Origin of the sequence: Microbacterium invictum, from assembly GCF_014197265.1 — a bacterium.
In the GTDB taxonomy this organism is placed as follows: Bacteria; Actinomycetota; Actinomycetes; order Actinomycetales; family Microbacteriaceae; genus Microbacterium; species Microbacterium invictum.
The window spans coordinates 459,515-481,696 of record NZ_JACIFH010000001.1 but is presented as its reverse complement, the minus strand read 5'-3'; the positions used below and the strand labels follow the sequence as shown (position 1 = coordinate 481,696).

15 protein-coding genes and 1 tRNA gene are annotated in these 22,182 nt (G+C 70.2%); 5 read left to right on the top strand and 11 right to left on the bottom strand.

What is annotated here, in order from left to right; genetic code table 11:
• Positions 1-41 precede the first annotated feature (41 nt).
• From BKA10_RS02330 to BKA10_RS02320, 3 genes are read right to left on the bottom strand one after another with little or no spacing between them, the layout of a single operon-like run.
• On the bottom strand, positions 42-1,151 hold the full coding sequence (locus BKA10_RS02330; RefSeq protein WP_183498427.1) for a LacI family DNA-binding transcriptional regulator: 1,110 nt from the start codon (positions 1,149-1,151) through the stop codon (positions 42-44).
• Between the two features lie 17 nt (positions 1,152-1,168).
• On the bottom strand, positions 1,169-3,277 hold the full coding sequence (locus BKA10_RS02325) for a glycoside hydrolase family 3 protein (protein WP_183498426.1): 2,109 nt from the start codon (positions 3,275-3,277) through the stop codon (positions 1,169-1,171).
• Positions 3,274-4,650: an MFS transporter gene (locus BKA10_RS02320; RefSeq protein ID WP_183498425.1), complete on the bottom strand. Its 1,377-nt coding sequence runs from the start codon at positions 4,648-4,650 to the stop codon at positions 3,274-3,276. Before BKA10_RS02320 ends, BKA10_RS02325 begins: the two co-directional genes overlap by 4 nt.
• A 295-nt stretch (positions 4,651-4,945) precedes the next feature.
• Between BKA10_RS02320 and gnd the strand changes: the two genes are divergently transcribed.
• The 5 genes from gnd to BKA10_RS02295 all read left to right on the top strand — a co-directional run bounded on the left by gnd (position 4,946) and on the right by BKA10_RS02295 (position 10,170).
• Positions 4,946-6,409 (top strand): NADP-dependent phosphogluconate dehydrogenase, encoded by a 1,464-nt coding sequence (gene gnd, locus BKA10_RS02315; protein ID WP_183498424.1) that lies wholly within the window; start codon positions 4,946-4,948, stop codon positions 6,407-6,409.
• 17 nt (positions 6,410-6,426) lie between these two features.
• Positions 6,427-6,882 (top strand): VanZ family protein, encoded by a 456-nt coding sequence (locus tag BKA10_RS02310; protein WP_248199070.1) that lies wholly within the window; start codon positions 6,427-6,429, stop codon positions 6,880-6,882.
• Positions 6,883-6,891: 9 nt separating this feature from the next.
• Positions 6,892-7,881 carry an NAD-dependent epimerase/dehydratase family protein gene (locus BKA10_RS02305; RefSeq protein ID WP_183498423.1) on the top strand — a complete coding sequence of 330 codons (990 nt, stop codon included), beginning with the start codon at positions 6,892-6,894 and terminating at the stop codon, positions 7,879-7,881.
• 73 nt (positions 7,882-7,954) lie between these two features.
• Positions 7,955-8,683 carry a response regulator transcription factor gene (locus BKA10_RS02300; protein WP_183498422.1) on the top strand — a complete coding sequence of 243 codons (729 nt, stop codon included), beginning with the start codon at positions 7,955-7,957 and terminating at the stop codon, positions 8,681-8,683.
• Positions 8,680-10,170, top strand: coding sequence for an ATP-binding protein (locus BKA10_RS02295; protein WP_248199073.1), 1,491 nt, complete (start codon positions 8,680-8,682; stop codon positions 10,168-10,170). Before BKA10_RS02300 ends, BKA10_RS02295 begins: the two co-directional genes overlap by 4 nt.
• On the opposite strand, the gene BKA10_RS02290 is transcribed toward BKA10_RS02295, so the two are convergent.
• The 8 genes from BKA10_RS02290 to BKA10_RS02255 all read right to left on the bottom strand — a co-directional run bounded on the left by BKA10_RS02290 (position 10,164) and on the right by BKA10_RS02255 (position 22,146).
• On the bottom strand, positions 10,164-11,717 hold the full coding sequence (locus tag BKA10_RS02290) for an FAD-dependent oxidoreductase (protein ID WP_183498421.1): 1,554 nt from the start codon (positions 11,715-11,717) through the stop codon (positions 10,164-10,166). The two genes, BKA10_RS02295 and BKA10_RS02290, sit on opposite strands and share 7 nt — an antisense overlap.
• Positions 11,718-11,748: 31 nt before the next feature.
• Positions 11,749-12,651: an FAD:protein FMN transferase gene (locus BKA10_RS02285; RefSeq protein ID WP_183498420.1), complete on the bottom strand. Its 903-nt coding sequence runs from the start codon at positions 12,649-12,651 to the stop codon at positions 11,749-11,751.
• Between the two features lie 3 nt (positions 12,652-12,654).
• Positions 12,655-13,143, bottom strand: coding sequence for a hypothetical protein (locus tag BKA10_RS02280; RefSeq protein ID WP_183498419.1), 489 nt, complete (start codon positions 13,141-13,143; stop codon positions 12,655-12,657).
• Positions 13,144-13,198: 55 nt separating this feature from the next.
• Positions 13,199-15,898, bottom strand: coding sequence for a cation-translocating P-type ATPase (locus tag BKA10_RS02275; RefSeq protein ID WP_183498418.1), 2,700 nt, complete (start codon positions 15,896-15,898; stop codon positions 13,199-13,201).
• An 8-nt stretch (positions 15,899-15,906) separates the two neighbouring features.
• Positions 15,907-16,944 carry a ribose-phosphate diphosphokinase gene (locus BKA10_RS02270; protein WP_183498417.1) on the bottom strand — a complete coding sequence of 346 codons (1,038 nt, stop codon included), beginning with the start codon at positions 16,942-16,944 and terminating at the stop codon, positions 15,907-15,909.
• Positions 16,934-18,391 (bottom strand): bifunctional UDP-N-acetylglucosamine diphosphorylase/glucosamine-1-phosphate N-acetyltransferase GlmU, encoded by a 1,458-nt coding sequence (gene glmU / locus BKA10_RS02265; protein ID WP_183498416.1) that lies wholly within the window; start codon positions 18,389-18,391, stop codon positions 16,934-16,936. Before glmU ends, BKA10_RS02270 begins: the two co-directional genes overlap by 11 nt.
• Position 18,392: 1 nt before the next feature.
• Positions 18,393-18,464, bottom strand: a tRNA-Gln gene (locus tag BKA10_RS02260).
• Positions 18,465-18,546: 82 nt separating this feature from the next.
• Positions 18,547-22,146: a glycosyl hydrolase 53 family protein gene (locus BKA10_RS02255; protein WP_183498415.1), complete on the bottom strand. Its 3,600-nt coding sequence runs from the start codon at positions 22,144-22,146 to the stop codon at positions 18,547-18,549.
• Positions 22,147-22,182: the final 36 nt, after the last annotated feature.

Below are 22,182 nucleotides of genomic sequence, written 5' to 3'. Positions count from 1 at the left end.
TGCCATTCGGTGGTGAGGATGCGAGCGATGCCGGGCCGGACTCAGCGACCGGCCGGTCCGGTGGAGCCGCGGACGATGAGCTCAGTCGTCAGCGGCGGTGCACCATCGGCACCGTTGTCGTCGTCCACGTCGTCGATGAGATCGAGCGCACGCTCGACGGCGAGCCGTCCGATCACGTCCAACGGGGTGCGCACGGTCGTCAGCGGTGGAGAGGTGAAGTCCGACCCGAAAATGTCATCGAAGCCGACGATGCTCAGGTCTCCCGGAACGCGGATCCCCTGTCCGACCGCCTCGCGCAGCAGTCCGATGGCCATCAAGTCGTTGTATGCGATGACCGCGCTGACGCCTGCCGCGCGAACTCGTGCCTGCGCTTGTCGCCCGCCGTCGACGGTGGGCGACGACGTCGGAATCTCTACGACGCTCATGCCGTACTCGGGGGCCTTCTCGAACAGTAGGCGCCAGCGGGTCGCGCTCATCCACGAGGTGGCAGGACCCGACAGGAAGGCGAGCGACTTGTGCCCGAACGATCTGAGGTGTGCGAGGGCCTCGTCGATGCCGGGCTCGAGATCGGGCACGATACTGGCGACCGCGTCGACGTGCCGGTTCAGCACCACGATGGGCTTGCGCTCGCTGAGCTCTCGCACACTCTCCGCAGACAGCCGCGACGTGACAAGCACCAGCGCGTCGACCGATGGGAGCACCCGCTGCGCTGCCTCCGCCTCGCGTTCGCCCGACTCCTGTGACTCGACGATCACCAGGATGTAGCCGCGTCGGGCCGCAGCGCGCTCGGCGCCGCGGACCACGTTGAAGAACATCGGGTTGGTGATGTCGGCGACCAGTAGCGCGAGAGTGCTCGTCCGGCCGGTGGGCAGCGCCCGCGCCATCGGATTCAGCCGGTAGTTGAGCTGTTTGGCCGCAGACAGGATGCGCTGCTCGGTCTTGACGTTGATGCGACCCGGCTGGCTGAGGGCGCGAGAGACGGTCGAAGGATTGACGTCGGCCAGCCGCGCCACGTCGTAGATCGTCGGTGCAGCCTTGCGGCGACGAGGGTGCGACGATATCGGAGGCGTGACTTCGCCGATCTCGTCAGCCACGGACTTTCCCTCCTGCGCGTCATGGCCCGCCGCACCGCGGCCGGTCTGCTCCAACATACCCGCCTCCCCGTGCTCTACTCGTAGCCGCCGGCGAAGGGGCGGGCAGCCCACCGGCCCAGGCCGAACCCGTGGGTGTAGGCATGCCCCGCGCTGTCGACGTACGCATAGTCGGGGCCGCAGAACATGCCGGGCACGTCGCGGGGCGAATCGGCGACAGCGGCTTCATCGGCCGGCACGGTGAGCGGCAGGCGACCGCGCGGCTCGTCGTCACCGAAGAGCACTGCGCTGAGATTGGCCGCGCTGATTCCGTACGTGGCGACGACGGCGGCCGCGGCGGGTTCGACGTCGGCGATCACCCAGGGATTGGTGAAGTTGATCACCAGCACCGTCGGCACTGCCTCTTGGATGTCCCGCACCCGCTCGGTGTCGATGCCGCGGTCAGGCAGCGTGACGGTGAGCGGCACATCGGGGCGATCGTCGCCGCCGAACAGCGAGATCGCCGGGACCAACCACACGATCGCCGCGTCGGCATCGGCAGGGTCGTCTATGAGCACCGCACCCGGCGCCTGTGCGGCGACGGCTTCCCGCAGCATCGCTGTGAGCCCGGCAGCGCCGTTGCGGGCGAAGGCCTCCACGTAGACGCGCGAGATGTCCTTCGGCAGCGGCAGCAGTCCGCGATCGTTTCGCAGCAGAGTGACCGAGCGGCGCTGCGCAGCCTCCGCCTCCTCGCGGGTGCCGGCGTCTGCGGCGACCTCGTCGGCATGGGCGGGATCGACATACGGGTTCTCGAACAGCCCGAGGGCGAACATCTCCTCGAGCAGCAGCGCGACCGACGCGTCGAGCTCGTGCTCTTCCACGATGCCGGCAGCCAGTGCTGCGAGCAGCCCGGCGGGGTCTACCTCGTCGCTGACGACGTTGCTGCCGGCGCGGATGATCTTCGCCCACCGCTCGGAGCTGGTCAGCCCCTGCACGCCCCACGCCATGCCGTCCAGCACGCCGGAGTCCGTGTTGACGTACCCGGTGAAGCCGAGTCGCTCCCGCAGCAGCCCGGTGATCAGCGCCTTGTTGTAGGCGAACGCGACCTCTTCGAACTGTCGCCCGTCATCGGCGCGCAGGTCGGTGGGCAGCTGATCGGCGGACGTGTTGACCGGCTTGGAGTAGTACGGCATGACCGACGCGACCCCGGCATCGATCGCTGCCCGGAACGGGGGCAACTGATACTTCTCCAGGCTGCCCGCGGTGGGATACTCGTTTTCCTGGCCCCACGCGAAGTGCGGATCATGCCCGTCGGTGCGCACCCCGCCGCCGGGGAAATGCTTCACGGTCAGCGCCACCGATTCCGCGTCGAGCTTGGCGCCCTGGAACCCGCGGACCATGGCTGCGATCAGTCGCCCCGCCGCCTCGGGGTCTTCACCCAGCGTGCCGTCGAAACGGCTCCATCGTGGCTCGCTGGGAACGTCGGCCATGTAGCCGTAGATCTTGTGCAGACCCGCGGCGCGCCATTCGCGGCGCGCGATCTCTGCGAAGCGCCGCACCAGGGCCTCATCGCCGATGGCCGCCAGGCCCAGCTCGCCCGGCCACTCGGAGAACACCCCGGTCGCTTCCCTGATGCCGAGGGTGCCACCGGTTCCGACGTGGTTGCGCGGGTTGGATACCAGCATGACCGGGATGCCGAACTGGGTGTCCTCCGCGAGCTCCTGCAACTCGTTCGCCCACCGCGCCAGGTCGCCCGCGCTCGGGTTGTCTCGCACGATGAACCTCCGCTGATGCCGATCGTGCACGGCGCCACGCGAACTCGACGCATGCAGACGCGGCGCGTCGAGCGGTTCACCGGTGATCATCTGGTGCCGGGCGTATCCATCCTCGGCGCGGAGGAACGACCCCGTCTCATCCGGCGCGGGCCTTCGGACAAGCACCGACGGATCGGCGCGGAGGTCCGGCATCCCACCGTGCTCGGCCACCCACGGCGAGCCCGCCATGTAGTGCGACCCGATGATCATGAGCCCAGCCTTCTGTGCCGCGCTCAGTCGTCCCGTCAGATCTCGAGCGCGCTCGCGCGGGGCCAGGCGCCAGTCCTCGTACGGGGTGAGCGCACCATCGCCGTCGAGGTCACGGAACTCCAGTCCGTCGACCTCGAGGATCGGCTTTCGGTGGGAGCGGATGGCGGGCTGTGAGGTGATCATGAGTTCCTGTCTGCCTGGGAATCGGAAGCGTCTGTCTCCGTGGCCGCATCGATGGCCGCGTCGCGTGCCTTCTGCACGGCGAAGTCCTTCGGGTAGATGCGATACATCACGCTCCAGAGCATGGCGTTGGCCGCATAGGGCACCGAGATGAGCCAGAACATCAGCGTCTGCAGGCCGAGTGCGTCCGCCAGGAATCCGAAGGCGAGGCTGAACAGCGCTGCGAACAGCCCCTGCACGAACGAGAAGATCAGCGCATACGCGGTGGCCACGACAGCTTTCGGCACGACGGAACCGACGATCGGCAGCACCGCGCCAGGATGCCCCATTGAGCTGAGGAGCCCGGTGACGAGCATCGCGACATAGACCGCGATGCCGTGTCCCCAATCGATCTGGAACATCAGAACAGTCGACACCGCGTAGAGAACGAGGTATCCCTGCATCATCATGACCCGACCGCGCGGCCCGAACCGCCGTTCGAACCAGTCGCCGAGGAAACCGCCGGCCAACCCGCTGACGAGGGCGCCCACCAGGTACACCGACATCAGCATTGCCGCGTCTGCCGTAGTCCATCCGCGCTCGTCCACGAAGAACGTGATGAGGAACGCGAACAGCACCAGGCTCGTCGTGAGCACGACCTGGACCGACATGAAGAGGATCGTCTTGGTGCGCAGCAACCCCGCCGCTGCCTTGAAGTTGAACTTCATCGCATCCGGATCGATCTCGCCGACCGGCGTGTGCTTGTGTGGTTCGTGCACGAGCAGCAGGATCAGCACTCCCGAGAGCACGCTGATGCCGCCCATCGTGAACATGCCGTAGCGCCAGCCGTCATCGATGTTTGCGAACTGCCCGAGGATCGGTGTGGCGACCACGGACGCTGCCGCGGCCAGTGTGCGCAGCGTGCCGAAGGCGCGCCCTCGCTCCTTCGACTGGTACATGTCCACGATCAGACCATTGACGATCGGCTCCGAGGCGACGGTGCCGATGACGCCGACCGAGTACAGGACGAACAGCTGCATCGGGTCCTGCGCGAACCCGGCTGCGACGGTCCACAGTCCCCAGAGACCTGTCGCTACGAAGAGGATCTTCTTCCGGCCGAACCGGTCGGCCAGCGATGCCCAGACCGGACCGAAAAGCATCCGCGCGAACCTGCTGATGGCGGTGAGGATGCCCAGCGCACTGGTCTGCAATCCGAGCGCATCGCGGATCACGGGGAACAGTGTGTTGACCAGACCTCCCTCGAACCCGTCCACGATGCTCGCGAACGCCAGCGCCATGAGGCCGCCGCCGCGGCCCTTGACTCTCTGAACCCGTGTCATAGCCGTGTTGGTTCCGTGCGTGGCCTGAGCTTGCGTGGCGTCGAGCGGCTTGCTCATCGCGTCACCTCCGCAGGGGCCTGCAACCGCATGACGAGCATCCGAACTCCTTTGTCTTGAGATGCCAGATGAGGGACGGCGCCGGGACGACGTCGACCGAGTGAGCCCATTCAAACCTGACTTCGGACAGTGTGTCAACCGGTTGCCATGATTCGATTGTTCACGGAAGAATCTCGCTTGAAATTGCGACACAACCGCTTGCCGCGTCGCATGCCCGCCGTCATGCGCCGCTATCGGCCACGGCATCCGACTAATCTGAATCGTGAATCCCTGACAGTCATCCGAGGAGTCCTCTGTGCCCACGCCCGATACCGCCCAGCCCACTGCCAACATCGGAGTCGTCGGCCTGGCGGTGATGGGCTCGAACCTGGCCCGCAACCTCGCCAGCCGCGAGGGCAACACGGTCGCGGTGTTCAACCGCACGTACGCCAAGACCGAGGAACTGGTCACCGATCACCCCGAAGCGCAGTTCGTGCCGGCATCCAGCTACGCCGAATTCGCCGCGTCGCTGCAGAAGCCGCGGACCGCGATCATCATGGTGAAGGCGGGACGGGCGACGGATGCCGTCATCGACGAGCTCATGAACGTCTTCGAGCCCGGTGACATCATCGTCGACGGCGGCAACGCCCTGTTCACCGACACCATCCGCCGTGAGAAGGCCGTGGGTGAGCGCGGGTTCAACTTCGTGGGCATGGGTGTCTCCGGCGGCGAAGAGGGAGCCCTGCTCGGCCCGTCGCTCATGCCCGGTGGACCCGACCAGTCGTGGGTCACGCTCGGCCCGATCCTGAAGAGCATCGCCGCGGTCGCCGAGGGCGAGCCGTGCGTGACGCACATCGGCCACGACGGCGCCGGTCACTTCGTCAAGATGGTGCACAACGGCATCGAGTACGCCGACATGCAGCTGATCGCCGAAGCGTACGACCTCATCCGTCGCGGCACCGGCAAGAGCCCCGCCGAGATCGCCGACATCTTCGCCGAGTGGAACCGCGGTGAGCTCGAGTCCTACCTCATCGAGATCACCGCCGAGGTCCTGCGGCAGACGGATGCCGCTACCGGCGGTCCCCTGGTCGACGTCATCGTCGACGAGGCCGGCGCCAAGGGCACCGGGGCCTGGACCGTGCAGACCGCGCTCGACCTGGGCGTGCCGGTCTCCGGCATCGCCGAGGCGACGTTCGCCCGTTCGCTGTCCAGCCACCGCGAACAGCGCGACGTGTCGGGAGGCCTGCCCGGCCCGGCCGACGCGTTCACCGTGACCGACGTCGACGCGTTCGTCGAGCAGGTGCGCCTGGCGCTCTACGCCTCGAAGATCGTCGCCTACTCGCAGGGCTTCGACGAGATCCGCGCCGGCGCCGCCCAGTACGGCTGGAACATCGACCTCGGCGCCGTCTCGAAGATCTGGCGGGCCGGCTGCATCATCCGCGCGCAGTTCCTCAACCGCATCGCCGACGCGTACGACGCCGAGCCGGAGCTGCCGGTGCTGCTGACCGCGCCGTACTTCGTCGACGCGCTCGGACGCGCGCAGGACGCGTGGCGCCAGATCGTCGCCACGGCCGCGGGTGCCGGCATTCCCGCCCCCGCCTTCAGCTCGTCCCTGGCGTACTATGACGGCCTGCGCGCCGAACGCCTGCCCGCCGCCCTCATCCAGGGGCAGCGCGACTTCTTCGGCGCCCACACCTATCGTCGCACCGACAAGGCCGGCACCTTCCACACGCTGTGGTCGGACGACCGTTCCGAGGTCGAGGCGGAGGACACCCACTGACGACGACCGCCCTGCGCGTGAGGCGGACCGCCTCACGCGTCGTCCTGGCGCTGCTGACCGGCCTCTACCTGTGGGCGGTCGGCTGGATGACGCTGACCGTGCGCCCGTACGGCAGCGACATCTCCTCGGCCGTCGACCGCCTGATCGCCTGGTTCGCCCTCCGCCCCTCCACGGCGTGGATCACCTATGAGCGCGTCGAGTTCGGGGCGAACGTGGCGATGTTCGTGCCGCTCGGGGTGTTCGCGGTGCTGTGGTTCGGCGTGCGCGGCTGGTGGACCGCCCCGGTGCTGGGCCTGCTCGTGAGCGGGATGATCGAGGCCATCCAGCTGCTGTTCCTCCCCACTCGCTACCCCGACGTGCGCGACCTCGTCGCCAACACCCTGGGTGCCGTGGTCGGCATGCTGTTCATGCTGCTGCTGGCATTCCTGCTCACACCGCCGCCGGGCCGTCGCGCGCTCGCCGCAGCGGACTAAGGTCGACCCATGGCACGCATCCTCTATCTCGGCGGCACCGGCGTCATCAGCGCGGCGTGCGTCGCCCGCTCGGCCGCCCAGGGTCACGACGTCACGGTGCTCAACCGGGGCTCCGGCAGCCGCCGGCTGCCCGACGGCGTCCACGAGCTCGTCGCCGACCTCCGCGACCGCGACGCCGTGCGCACGGCCGTCGGCGGTGACGAGTTCGACACCGTCGCGCAGTTCGTGGCCTACACCGCCGACCACGTGCAGCAGGACCTCGACCTGTTCGAGGGTCGCACCGGGCAGTATGTCTTCATCAGCTCGGCCTCCGCCTACCAGAAGCCGCCGCAGCGGCTGCCCGTCACCGAGTCGACGCCGCTGCGCAATCCGTTCTGGCACTACTCGCGCGACAAGATCGCCGCCGAGGACCTCCTCGTGACCGCGTACCGCGATCGCGGCCTGCCGATCACGATCGTGCGCCCCTCGCACACGTATGACGACACCAAGATCCCCACGATGGGCGCCTGGACCGACATCGCGCGGATGCGGGCGGGACGCCCCGTCGTCGTCCACGGCGACGGCACGACCCCGTGGACCCTCACCCACGCCGACGACTTCGCCGTGGGCTTCACCGGGATCCTCGGCCACCCCGACGCGATCGGCGAAGCCTTCACGATCACCGGCTCGCACGCGCCGACGTGGAATCAGATCTACTCGTGGCTGGCCGATGCCGCGGGCGTGGCCGCACCGGACCTCGTGCACGTGGCCTCCGACACCATCGCCGTGTTCGCCCCCGACCTCGGTCCGGGCCTCGTCGGCGACAAGTCCCATGCCGCCCTGTTCGACACCGGCAAGCTGCGCGCGCTGGTGCCCGATTTCGGCACGACGATCACCTTCGACGAGGGCGCCCGCCGGATCGTCGCCTGGTACGACGCGCATCCTCACGCCCAGCGCATCGACGCCGACCGCGACGCGGCGTTCGACCGCATCGCGTCCCACGCCCGCTCAGCGGGCTGAGCCTGCGGCGACTCACAGCGGGCGCATAGCGGCGTCCATAGAAATCTCACAGGTCATCCACGACAATGACCTCATGACCACCGTCTCCCCCACCCTCCAGCGTCCGGACGGCGCGCCGCTGCGCGTGCTCGTCGTCGATGACGAGCAGATGCTCACCGACCTGCTGTCGATGGCGTTGCGCATGGAGGGCTGGACGGTGCGGACCGCCGGCTCCGGATACGAGGCGCTCGATGTGGTGAAGGATTTCGGTCCGGATGCCGTGGTGCTCGACATCATGATGCCCGACCTCGACGGCATGAGCGTTCTGCACCGTCTGCGGCACGCGGACAACGACGTGCCCGTCCTCTTCCTCACTGCGAAGGACGGTGTCGCCGACCGCGTCGCCGGTCTCACCGCCGGCGGTGACGACTATGTGACCAAGCCGTTCAGCCTCGAAGAGGTCGTGGCCCGACTGCGCGGGCTGATGCGCCGCGCGGGCACCGCCACCACCGGCGGCGACGACCCCGTGCTGCGTGTGGGCGACCTCACGCTGAACGAGGACTCGCACGAGGTCGAGCGCAGCGGCGCGCAGATCGAGCTCACGGCGACCGAGTTCGAGTTGCTGCGCTACCTGATGCGCAACCCGCGCCGTGTGCTGTCGAAGGCCCAGATCCTCGACCGGGTCTGGAGCTACGACTTCGGCGGCCGCTCCAGCGTCGTCGAGCTGTACATCTCGTACCTGCGCAAGAAGATCGACGCCGGGCGCGAGCCGCTCATCCACACCGTCCGCGGTGTCGGATACATGATCAAAGCGCCGCAGTGACCGCGGCACCCCCCACCCCGCAGCGCCGCCGGCGGAGACGCCGCTGGAGCCTGCAGACGCGACTGATCGTCACCGTGGTCTCGATCGTCTCGCTCATCCTCATCGCGATCGGCCTGGCGACCGGAGCCATCCTGCGCACGATGATGGACGAGAGCCTGACCGCCCAGGTGAAGGCCACCGCCGCCACCGTCCATGTGGGCCCGGTGTCCACGGCCGAAGACGTGCTCGCGGGCAGCTGGCAGGAGCCCGGCACGCTGCTGATCATCGGCGGGCTCAGCACCACCACCGGCGCCTACGTGAACGCAGACCGCGAGGTCGTGCCGCTGTCGGATGCCGACGTCGCCGACATCCTCGCCCGCGTCACCCACGACGGCATCTCCACCATCCCGGTGCCCGGCACGGGAGACCATCGCGTCCTCGTCGAGAGCCGCCCCGGGTTCTTCGCGATGGTGGGGCTGCCGACGTCGGAACTCACCAAGATGGTCGGGCAGATCATCACCACCGTCGCCCTGCTGACCGTCGGCGGCCTCCTGGTGCTGGCGGCCGTCATCGCCCTGGTCATCCGCCACTCGCTGCGGCCGCTGCACGCCGTGGCCGATACGGCCACCCGCGTCGCCGCACTGCCGATGGCCGAGGGCTCGGTGTCGATCGCCGAGCGGGTGCCGGCGGACGAAGCCGACGACCGCACCGAGATCGGCCGGGTGGGCGCGGCGCTGAACACCCTGCTCGACCACGTCGACACCTCGCTGGCCGCACGCCAGCGCAACGAGGAGCGGATGCGCGCGTTCGTGGCCGACGCGAGCCATGAGCTGCGTACTCCCCTGGCATCCATCCGTGGGTATTCCGAGCTGTCGCTGCGGGCGATGGCACACACCGATGCCGCCACCGCGGCCGACACGACCGAGCAGTCGCTCGAGCGGATCCAGGCGCAGTCGCTGCGCATGTCGGCGCTGGTCGAGGACCTGCTGCTGCTGGCCCGGCTCGACGAAGGCACCGAGCTCGTGTATTCGTCGGTCGATCTCACCCGTCTCACGATCGATGCGGTGGCCGACGCGCGCGCGGCCGGGCCCGATCACGAATGGGCGCTCGACGTCGGCGATGAGCCGGTCGTCGTCGCCGGCGACAGTGCGCGCCTGCAGCAGGTCGTCACCAACCTGCTCGCCAACGCACGCGTGCACACTCCCGCGGGGACGCATGTCTCCGCCACGGTGACGCTCGACGCCGGGCAGGCGGTCGTGCGCGTGCACGACGACGGACCGGGAATCGCGCCCGCGATCGCCGATTCGCTGTTCGAACGCTTCACCCGCGCCGATGCCTCCCGCGCGCGAAAGACCGGCGGCACCGGGCTCGGCCTGTCGATCGCGCAGGCGATCGTGAGCGGCCACCACGGCGCCATCTCCGTCGAGAGCACCCCCGGGTCGACCACCTTCGAGGTGCGCCTGCCGGCGCGGCCACCCGAGCCCGCGCCCGGGGCCGAGGCTCAGTAGCCCGAGAACGCGTCGGTCGTGATGGACCGGGCACGCTCGAGCGCCGGGGTCAGATCGGCGATCAGGCCGGGCGGGCCCGAGATGTACGCGTGCCGCGAGGCGATGTCGGGCACCACCTGCAGCAGGCCGTCGGCATCGAGTCGCACACCCTGCGCCCACTGCCAGTGCGGCGGCAGGCCGGCGGGACGGTCACGCGTGAAGACGATGACCGGGATGCCGGCGGCTTCGAGATCGGCGCGGAAGGCGAGCTCACCGGCATCCGAGGCCACATACACGAACACGACGTCGCGGTCCTGGTCGGCCAGACGAAGGTGGCGCAGCTGCGACACGAACGGGGTCACCCCGATGCCGGCCGCGACCATGAGCACCGGCGCGTCGCCGCGGGCGGGCAGCACGAAGTCGCCCCATACGCCGGTGACCGACAGCTCTGCGCCGGGCGGGACGACGGCGAGGGCCTTCTTGTAGCTGGACTGCGAGCCCTCGCGCAGCGCGATCTTCACCACCGGGAGCTCTTCGGGCGCCGAGACGATGCTGAACTCCCGCCGGGTGCCGCGGGCGTCGGGGTGCGGGTGGGGAACCTCCAGCTCGAGGTACTGGCCGGCGGCGAACCGGAACCGGCGCTCGGCGCGGAAGCTCAGCTCGCGCACGGTCGGGGTCAGCGTCTCACGGTCGATGAGCACGAGACGCACCGCGGTGCGCAGGGAGAAGACGACGGCGACGAGATTGCCCACCAGCAGCGCGCGCTCCTGCCCGAGGCTGACCTCGCCGATGACGATCGGCCAGCCCGCGAGCACGCCGACGACGGCCGCGACGGTGAACTGCTGCCAGCGCCGCGGTGGCAGTGTCAGGGGCTCGGACAGCATGAACGCCCCGAGGAAGAGGAAGGGCGAGGACCACAGAATGGGCCAGAACACGTCCCACGTGTCGAACTCGAGCCCGGCGCTGCGGTACTGGACGCCCGCGTAGACCACGGCGACGGCGACGGCCACGACCAGGAAGACCGCGATGACGCGGACCTTCTCGGTGCGCAGCAGCACGATCAGGCCGAGCACGATGACAGGCCCCGCCAGATACGGCGTGCCGACCCACCATGAGGAGGAGCCGAGGTCGGGCAGCCACACGCTGAGGATCGTCAGGACGGCGGCGCCGACGGCCGCAGGGTTGAAGACGTGGCGTCCCTGCCAGGCCAGCAGCACCTTCGACAGCGATGCGGCGACGGCCGCGACCGCGAGTCCCACCAGCCCCCACGGTTCGAGCGTCGGGCGCAGCACGAACAGCAGGATCAGGGTCGTGATGAGCGACGCCTCCCACCGCCATGCCGTGTGCAGGATGCGGTGCGTGACGACGTCGGCCCCGGCCCCGGCTGCCGCCAGCACGGCCAGTGCGGCCAGCATCTCCCCCGGCGCAGGTCCCACGAGGGCGGCGAAGGACAGCACGAACGCGATGATCGCGAGCGCGCCGAGCGCGAAGACCACCAGCCGGTACATGGAGTACCGTCCGACGATCGCGAACACGCGATTCCACAGCGAGTTCAGCGTGCCGAGCATGTCACGACCCTTCCCGTGGCAGACGTGGCGATCATCCCTTTACGCTACTGGGTCTCACGAACAGGTCGGCGGTGCAGCCCGGCGACCATTCCAGCCGCCCGTCGGTGGTCATCCGCACCCAGTGGACGCCCCGTTCTGCTGCGAGGCGGGGGCCGCCGTCGAAGAAGAGCGCCGTCGCGAGGGCATCGGCCCACATCGCGGTGGACGCGACCGCCCACGTCGCGGCGATCGTGCGCACGGGCTGCCCGGTCCGCGCGTCGAGGACGTGGTGCAGGCCATCGCCCCAGGCGCGCCGGTTCGTCGCGGATGCGCACAGTGCGACATCGGTCACCTCCCACACCCCGACCGCACGGCGCCGGTCGAAAGGATGCTCCAGCGCGATACGCTCGGTCCGGCCGCGCACGGCGATGTCGCCGCCCGCGTCGACGGCGACTCCGCCGGGTACGGCGCCGGTCACGATCTCGAGCACGATGTCGACGAGTCGGCCCTTGCCGAGCGCCCCGACGTCGATGAGCGCGGGCGCCGACATGGTCAGCATGCCGTGGTCCCATGTGAGCAGGCGACGCCAATCGTCGGGGGCGGCGCGCGCGCCGCGCGGGCGGAACGAGTACTCCGCGTCGTAGCCGAGGTGCTCCAGCGACGCCCCGACGAGCGGGTTCACCGCGCCGCCGGTCGCCGCTGCGAGGGCGGCGTAGGCGTCGAGCATCGGCGCGGCGTCGCGCGGTGCCGGAATCGTGCCCGGCTCCTCCGCGAGGGCCCGGACGGTCGATTCCGGCCGGAATCGTGACCAGGTGGCGTCGAAGGCGTCGATGGCCGCGGTGACGTCGTCACGCACGGAGGCGGGCAACGCGGCGTCGGCTGCGATCTCCCACGCGGTGCCGATGGCGTCGAACCGCCACGGACGCGGCTGTTCGCCGGTGGGTGCCGCCGGCATCGGCTACTGGGCCGCTTCGGCCCGGATCGCCTCGATGGCCTCGTTGAACCCGCCGCTGGTGAGCGACGAGCCGGCCACCCGGCTCACGTCGAGGTCATCGATGTCCTCACCGACGACGACGTCGGCGATGCCGCCGATGAACTCGCCCTGGTGCTGCTCGGACTCGCGGGTCTGCGGATCGCCGACGACCTCGACGGCGGTCACGATGTCGTCGGCCAGCGTCACCGTGACAGTCACCGTCTCGATCGTCTCGGGGGTGCGGTACACGCCGTCGGCCGTGTAGGTGCCGTTGGCGTAGGTGGTGGTGCTGTCGCCGGCGCCCGCGCCCGCGTCGGCGCCCGAGCCGGCGTCCGTCTCGGTCGAGGTGTCGCCCGCGTCCTGCGTCGGGGCCGCTTCGGTGCTGCCCGCGCATCCGGCGAGCGTGAACGCGGCGGCGACTCCGAAGACGGCGGCGCCGACGCGGAGCGGATGCGGCAGAGCGGTGGCGGGCATCGGCGAGACCTCCTGAGGGGAACCGGGACTATCCGCACCATCCTGACGCGCGCTGCTATGAACGGCCTGCGAACCCGATGCGGCGACGCACCGCCTTGAGCACCTCGACGGCGAGGAAGATCACGATCGAGAACGCCAGCGGCACCAGCCACGCCGTGAACGAGAGCGGGCGCGAGTCGAACAGCCCGTTGAACCACGGCACGTAGGTGTACAGCATCTGCAGGACCAGCAGTGCGAGCGCCGACCACCACACGACCTGGTTGCCGCGGAGCACGTCGACGGTGATGCTCGACCGCCCCATGAAGCGGCAGTTGAACAGGTAGGCCAGCTGGCCCAGCGCCAGCATCGCGACCGCCTCGGTGCGTGCCACGGCCAGTTCGTGACCGGCGCCGAGCGCGAGGCCGAACACGGCGAGGGTCGCTCCGCCGATCAGCAGCGACACGATGAGCACGAAGCCCAGCTCGCGCAGGTTGATGATGGACCCTCCCGCCTTGCGCGGCGGACGGTCCATGATGCCGCGTTCGGCCGGCTCGTAGGCCAGTGCCAGCGAGAGCGTGACCGCCGTGATCATATTGACCCACAGCACCTGCACGGGCGTCAGCGGAAGCGTGATGCCGAACACGATGGCGACGAGGATCACCAGCGACTGCGCGCCGTTGGTCGGCAGCAGGAACACGACCGACTTGCGCAGGTTGTCGTAGATACGGCGTCCCTCGCGGATGGCGCTGCGGATCGTCGCGAAGTTGTCGTCGGCCAGGACGATCTCGGCCGCCTCCTTGGTGGCCTCCGTGCCCTTGATGCCCATCGCGATGCCGATGTCGGCGCGCGTGAGCGCCGGGGCGTCGTTGACGCCGTCGCCGGTCATCGCGACGACCTCGTCCCGCGACTGCAGTGCCCGCACGATGCGGATCTTGTGCTCGGGGCTCGTGCGCGCGTAGACGTCGACCTCGGGCACGACCGTCTTCAGCTGCTCCTGGGTGAGCTCCTCCAGCTCGGTGCCGGTCAGCACGCGCACGTCGCCGTCGGGAACCAGACCCATCTCCCGGCTGATCGACAGTGCGGTGCCTGCGTGGTCGCCGGTGATCATCTTGACCCGGATGCCGGCGCGATGGCAGTCCGCGATCGCCTCGATCGCCTCGGGGCGCGGCGGGTCGAGAATGCCCCACAGCCCGAGGAACTCGAGGTCGATGAGGTCGCCGATGGCGACGTCGTCGGCACGGGTGGGCTTGCGCGCGGCGGCGAGCACCCGCAGGCCCTGCCCGCTGAGCTCGTCGATCGCCGCGGTCCAGAACGCGTGGTCGAGCGGCTCGGCGCCGGCGGCGCTGCGCTGGGTGAGCGACCGCTCCAGGAGCCGGTCGGGTGCGCCCTTGACCAGGATGGCGCGCGCGCCCTCGCCGGACTCGTTGAGCGTCGCCATGAACTTGTTCGCCGAGTCGAAGGGCACCACACCGCGGCGCACCATGCCCGCCTCGCTGGCACCGCCCTTGATCGCCACGACCTTCAGCGCACCCTCGGTCGGCTCGCCCACGAGCGTCCAGGCGCCGTCCGCCTCGCGCACCACGTGCGCATCGTTGCACAGTGTGCCGACCGCGAGCAGAGCGGCCACATCGCCGCCGGGTGCGGCGCCGTCCGCCGCCGTGATCGCGCCCTCGGGATCGTAACCGAGCCCCGTCACCTCGTACTGGGCGACGGGGGTGATGATGCGCCGCACCGTCATCTCGTTCTTGGTGAGCGTGCCGGTCTTGTCGGAGCACACCGTCGTCACCGAGCCGAGTGCCTCCACGGCGGGGAGCTTGCGGACGATGGCGTTGCGCCGCGCCATCTGCTGCACGCCGATGGCGAGCGTGATGGTCACGAGGGCGGGCAGGCCCTCGGGAATCGCCGCGACCGCGAAGCCGATGGTGGCCGAGATGAGATCGGCGAACGGCATGCCGTGCAGGTAGCGGCCGATCAGCAGCATCACCACGGCCATGCCGAGGATCACGAGCGTGAGGACCTTGCCGAAGGTGTCGAGCTGCTTCGTGAGCGGGGTGTCGAGGGATCCGGCCCCACCCACGAGTGTCTGGATCTTGCCGATCTCGGTGTGCACACCGGTGCCGGTCACGATGCCACGGGCCTGGCCGGCCGACACGATGGTTCCCGAGAAGGCCATCGACGTGCGGTCGCCGACGCCGGCATCCATCGCCACCGGCGCCGTGTCCTTCGACGAGGGGACGGACTCCCCGGTCAGTGCCGATTCGTCGATGCGCAGCTGGACCGCGTCGGTGAGCCGCAGGTCGGCGGGCACCTTGTCGCCGGGCATGAGGCGCACCACGTCGCCGGGCACCACATCGGCGGCGGTGATCGTGGCCCACGCCCCGTCGCGGAGGACGCCGGCTTCGCTGGAGAGCATGCCGCGGATGCCGGCCAGGGCCTTCTCCGCCCGGCCCTCCTGCACGTACCCGATGATCGCGTTGATGACGGCGACCGCCATGATCACCGAGAAGTCGAGCCAGTCCCCCATGACGGCCTTGATGGCCGCGGCGCCCAGGAGGATGTAGATGAGCGTGTCGTTGAAGTGGCCGAGGAAGCGCCGCCAGCCCGGGATGCGCTCGGGCTCGGGCAGCACGTTGGGTCCCGCGGCGCCCAGCCGCTCAGCGGCCTCGTCGGCTGACAGCCCCGCCCTCGAGACGCCCAGCGCGTCGCCGACCTCGTCGATCTCGAGCGCGAACGGACGCTCGACTGTCAGTTTCGCGTCCGTCAGGGCTCCGGTCATGTCAGCCCCTACGCCGCGCCGTCGAACATGCTGGTGACCGAGCCGTCCTCGAAGACCTCCTTGATCGCGCGTGCGAGCAGCGGTGCGATGGGCAGCACGGTCAGCGCACCGAAGCGCTTCTCATCGGGGATCGGGACGGTGTCGGTGACCACGACCTCGTCGATGGCCTCGTCCTGCAGGCGTTCGGTGGCCGGGTCGCTGAAGATGGCGTGGGTCGCCGCGACGATGACGCGTTCGGCGCCGTTCGCCTTCAGCGCCTGCGCGGCCTTGACGATCGTGCCGCCGGTGTCGATCATGTCGTCGACCAGCAGGCAGACCCGGCCCGCGACGTCACCGACGATCTCGTTCACGGTGACCTGGTTGGCGACGTTGGGATCGCGGCGCTTGTGGATGATCGCCAGCGGCGCGTCGAGGCTGTCCGACCACTGGTCGGCGACGCGCACCCGTCCGGTGTCGGGCGACACGACCGTCAGCTTCGCGCGGTCGTCATCGCTCAGGGTGCGCTGGAAGTACTCGAGCAGCACCGGCTTGGCGAACAGGTGGTCCACCGGGCCGTCGAAGAAGCCCTGGATCTGGGCGGCGTGCAGGTCGACGCTCATGATCCGGTCGGCACCGGCGGTCTTGAACAGATCGGAGACCAGGCGCGCGCTGATCGGCTCGCGCCCGCGGCCCTTCTTGTCCTGCCGCGAGTACGGGTAGTACGGGGCGACGACGGTGATCCGCTTCGCGGAGGCGCGCTTGGCGGCATCCAGCATGATCAACGTCTCCATGACCCACTCGTTGACCGGCGGGCCGAACGACTGGATGATGAACGCGTCGCATCCGCGGATCGAGACCTCGAAGCGGGTGAGGATCTCGCCCGACGCGAACGTGCGGTGCTCGGTGGGGACCAGTTCGGTGCCGAGCGCCGCCGCGACGTCCTCGGCGAGACCGGGGTGGGAGCTGCCCGTCGCGACGACGAGTCGCTTCTTGGTCTTGGCCACCAGCCCGGGCGCGATGCCGCGCGCCGTGTCGAGATCAACCGTGTGCTGCTTCTTACGACCCATCGTCCGCCTTCGGTGCGGACCGAGCACGGGTGGCGGCGTGAGCGGCACCTGTTCCCGGTCGGTTCTTCTCGACCCACCCCTCGACATTGCGCTGAGGGGCGACGCTGAGGGCCAGCGCACCGGCGGGGACATCCTTGCGGACGACCGCTCCGGCGCCGGTCTTCGCGCCATCACCGATCCTAACGGGCGCGACGAAGACGTTGTGCGAGCCGGTGTGGACCTCGTCGCCGATCTCGGTGCGGTGCTTGGCGATGTCGTCGTAGTTGGCGGTGATCGCCCCGGCGCCGAGGTTCACGTGACGGCCGATCGTGGTGTCGCCGATGTACGAGAGGTGCGGCACCTTGCTGCCCTCGCCGATCGTCGCGTTCTTCGTCTCCACGAACGTGCCGATCTTGCCGCCGGCGGCGAGGTTCGTGCCCGGGCGCAGGTAGGCGAACGGGCCGACGGTGGCGCCGGCGCCGATGACGGCGAGGGTCGCGTCGGTGCGGCGGACGGTGGCGTTCTCGCCGACCTCGCAGTCCTCGAGGGTCGTGTCGGGCCCGATCACGGCGCCGGCGGCGACGACTGTGGACCGCAGGATGTGGGAGTTCGGCAGCACGGTGACGTCGGGGGCGAGGGTGGCCGTGACGTCGATCCAGGTGGTGGCCGGGTCCTGGATCGTGGCGCCGGCGAGCTGCCAGCGGCGCACGGTGCGCGCGTTCAGCAGGCGCCCGGCTTCGGCGAGCTGTGCCCGGTCGTTGACGCCGAGGGTGATCGCGACGTCGTCGACGATGGATGCCGCGACGGCGAGCGCGTCGGATCGCAGCAGTCCGATGACGTCGGTCAGGTACTTCTCCCCCTGCGCGTTGTCGGTGCCGACACGGCCGAGCTGGGTGCGCAGGTCGGGCGCGCGGAAGACGTAGACACCCGCGTTGATCTCGACGACCGCGGCCTCGGCGGCGGTGGCATCCTTCTGCTCGACGATGCGGGCGACGCCCCCGTGGGTGTCGCGGATGATGCGGCCGTAGCCGGTCGGGTCCTCGACCACGGCGCTGAGCACCGTGGCGGCCACCCCGCGCGCCCGGTGGTCGGCGACGAGTGCCTCGAGGGTGGCATGGTCGAGCAGCGGGACGTCGCCGGAGAGCACGAGCACGTCGCCGGCGAAGTCGCCCAGACGCTCGAGGGCGACTTCGACCGCGCGGCCGGTGCCGGGCACCTCGTCCTGGTCGACGACGACGATCTCGGGCGAGACGCCCAGGACGGCGCCTTCGACCTGGTCGCGTTCGTGCCGGACGACCACGAGCACGTGGGCGGGGCCGAGGTCGCGGGCGGTGTCGAGCACGTGCCCGACGAGCGGGCGCCCGCCGATGCGGTGCAGCACCTTGGGCAGTGCGGACTTCATGCGTGTGCCCTGTCCCGCGGCGAGGATGACCACGGCCAGCGAGGCGTCGAGGGTGTTGTTCGTCATGCTCCGCCGCCAGGATTCGAACCTAGACCTCACAGCTCCAAAGGCTGTCGTGCTGCCATTACACCACGGCGGACCGCGGCCTGATCGGGCCGCCCGTCAAGTCTGCCACGACCGGCGGCCCGCCCCCTGCCGAGGCGCGACAGCACGACAGCGCGTCAGCGGGTGACGGAGACCGCCAGTGACGTGCTCGAGGTGACCCCCGCGGCATTGATGAACTCGACGCGATACCGGTGCGTGCCGACGGTGGCCCCGGCGACGTCGAGGCGCGCGGTCTGCGCGCGCGGCGTCTGCGCCGCCAGTTCGCCCTCCGCCACGAGCTGCCCGTCCTCGTAGAACCGGTACGAGGTCGCGTTCTGACCCCACCACAGGTTCGCGGTGACGGTGAACCGCCCGTCGCGGTCGTGGTTGTCGTGGCTGAGCACGGGCACCCCGGGCGCGGCGTCGGTGACGCTGACCGTCAGCGGCGCGAGCTCGGTCTCACCTTGCGCGTTCGCGAGCACCGCCGTGTAGCGGTAGGTGCCGTTGCCGCGGCCCTCGATCGCGATCTTCGCACGCTGCGCGTGCAGCCCGTCGTAACCCAGCGGCACGGCGGTGAGGAACACGCCGTTCTCGTAGAGCCGCAGCGACGAGGCGTTCTCACCCCACCACAGGTTCATGGTGATCGTGTAGTCGCCGTCGCGCAGCCCCGTGTCCCACCCGTTGTCGTGCGACAGCACGCCGCGCGCGGGTGCGGCCGACGCGGTGTCGGCATCGCGGGCGATCAGGCCCGCCTGCACCTCGGCGAGCAGCGCGGCGGCGTCGGCGACGAGGTCTGCCGTCGGCCACGCTGCCGCGATCACCACGCGCGCCTTCTCGAGGGCGGGCGCGACGGGGGCGATGGATGCCGGGGTGTACGCGTCCGCGTCCAGCGCCGCCACGGTGTCGACGAGGCCGGCGAGCTCACCGGTGTCGACGCGGGTGCCGGCGCGGGTGAGGCGGATCTCGTCGATCGTGCCCCATGCCTGGGCCGAGAGCGCGGCGTCGACGCCCACGGTCAGCGTGCCGTCCGCGCCGACCTCGAACGCGGGCGTGGTCGCAGTGTCGAACACCCGCCAGCCGGCCAGGGTCAGATCTGCCGTAGTGGTGGCCCCCGCGGTCTGCGCGGTCACGCGGAGGGTGTCGTCGACGCCGGTGTCGCCGCCCTGCGCCGTCGCGCTCAGCGCGTACGTGCCCGGTGTCACACCGGTCAGCTCCTGCGAGACCGTGAACGTGTAGTCGCCGTCGCTCCAGAAGTCGACGGCCCGGCTTCCCGCCGCGGCGTCACCCGTTGCGCCGATCGACGCACCGGTGCCGTCGATGACCCAGACGGCCGAGTCCGGGTCCTCGAACCCGGGGTCGTGCACCCACTGGCGTGCGGCGACCGTCACCGTCGCGTGGGCGGCGAGCCCCGACGCGGTGGTGCCCGCGATCGCATACTCGCCTTCCCCGGGGATCCAGGCCACGGCATCCGACCACGTCACGGCTTCCGAGTCCGCGAGCCCGTTCCAGGCCACGACGTTGACGGCCTCGGGCAGGTCGACCGGGTCACCTTCGACGGTGGAGACGGTGACGGGGTCGACGGTGGATGCCGGGGCGGGGCCGGGCAGTTCGAGGGCGGCCAGGGCTTCGAGCAGGCGCGTCAGCGCGGCATCCACCTTCGCCGCCGCCGGCGTCGCCGAGGCGAGCACGACATCGGCGATCTCGAGCGCGGCGTCCAGGCCTGCGGCCGACGCTGCGGTGACGATGCCGCGGTCGATGGCCTCGGCGCGGGTCGCGGTGGCGTGCAGCTCGGTCGTGTCGGCGCCCTCGGCGACGCGGGTGACGACGATGTCGTCGAGCGTGCCCCACGCCTCGGCCGGCAGCGTCGCCGACACCGTGACGGTCGCCGATCCTCCGGCGGGCACGGTCACCGCATCCGTCGCCGGCGTCGACCAGTTGCGCCAGCCGTCGAGCGCCACCGGCGCCTCGGCGTGCGCGTCACCGGATGCCAGGCTGATCACGACCTCGCCGCTCGCGCCCTCACCGTCGCCCTGCGCGGCGAGGGTGGCGGAGTAGTCGCCCGCGGCCAGCCCGGTGAGCTCCTGGGTGAGGGTGAAGGAGAACGGCGCGGCCGAGTAGAAGTGCGCCGAGCGCTCGCCGCTGTGCGGATCGTCGGTGGCGCGCAGCCGCAGCACGTCGCCGGTGGTGTGCCACATGCTGACGTCTTCGCCTTCGAAGCCCGGGTTGACGACCGCGTTCACCGCCCGGACGGTGACGGTCGCGGTGGTGTCGTGGCCCGAATCGGTCTCACCCGAGATGCGGTAGGTGCCGGGCCCGGAGATGTAGCCGGCGGCTTCGGACCAGGTCACCGGCTCGTCGGTGGTGGACCCGTCGTTGTAGGTGAGCCGCACCGTGCCGGGCAGGATGATGGGGTCGCCGTCGGTGACGTCGACGGCCGGGTTCTCGACGGCGGTGACCTCCCGCGGTGCGGTGGCGCCGGTGCGCGCGTAGGCGAACACGTTGAGCGACTCGAGCGGGGTGCCGTCGAAGGAGAACAGGGCCTGGTTGTCCCAGGCCGAACCGCCGAACCAGACGCCGGCGTCGTCGGGGTCGTACTCGCCCGCGTAGCTGGTCGCCCAGCCCGAGCCGTCCCGCTCCCACAGGACCTTGTTCTGGTCGAGCTGCTCCGGGGGGCCGACCGGCAGCCAGGCCGGTTCCCAGTAGAAGACGCCGAGCGCGGCATCGCCGACGTCGGCCACGGCCTGGATGACATCGCGGACCGCCGTCGCCTGCCCCTGCACGCTCACCGGGTATTGGGTCGCCTCACTGGGCAGGTCGATGGTGTTGTCGTGCCCGTCGCCGTCGTCGAGCGTGTGGGCCCAGCTGGTCTCGGCGACCATCACCTGCTTGTCGTAGGTGCCGGCGACCTCGGTCAGCACGGCGGTCAGGTTCGCGAGCGTGCCGTGCCAGTACGGGTAGTACGACGAGGCGAACACGTCATAGTCGACGCCCGCCGCGTCGAGAGCGGCCGCATAGCTCGCGTAGCTTCCCGTGCGCTCGGGGTTCGTGAAGTGCACGGCGACGAGGGCGTCCGGCAGCGCCTCGCGCACGCCGGCCGCGCCGGCCGCGAAGACCTGCCCCATGGCGGGCCAGCCGGTGACCCCGGCGACGCCGTTGTTGGTCTCGTTGCCGACCTGCACCATGCGCACGTCGACGTCGGCGCCGGAGAACCGCCCGAGCGCCTCGACGGTGAACTGCTTCACCGCGGCGGCGGTCTCGGCGACGGAGAGGTCTGCCCACGCCTTCGGTGCGTGCTGCTTGCCGGGGTCTGCCCAGAAGTCGGAGTAGTGGAAGTCGACGAGGACGCGCAGCCCCGCCGCGGTGGCGCGCCGTCCGATCTCGACGGCGCGGTCGACATCGACGCTGCCGCCGCCGTACCCGTTGCCGTCGGCGTCGAACGGGTCGTTCCACACGCGTACGCGCACGTCGGTGACCTCATGGTCGGCGAGCACCGCGAACAGGTCGGCGGGCTGCCCGTCGTCGTCGCGGAAGACGACGCCGGACTCCTCGAGCGAGAGCACCGAGGACACGTCGACGCCGTTGATGAAGCCTTCGGGGAGGTTGTCCACCTTCTGCACGACGATGCCGGCTTCGACCGGTCCGTCGTCGGCCCCCGCCACCGGTGCCAGCAGGGCGCCGACGCCCAGGACTGCGGCGGTGGCCATCGCGGCGGAGCGCAGGAGGGAGCGTGCGCGCATGTCGATCTCCTTCGATCGGGCGGGTGCTGTTACCGG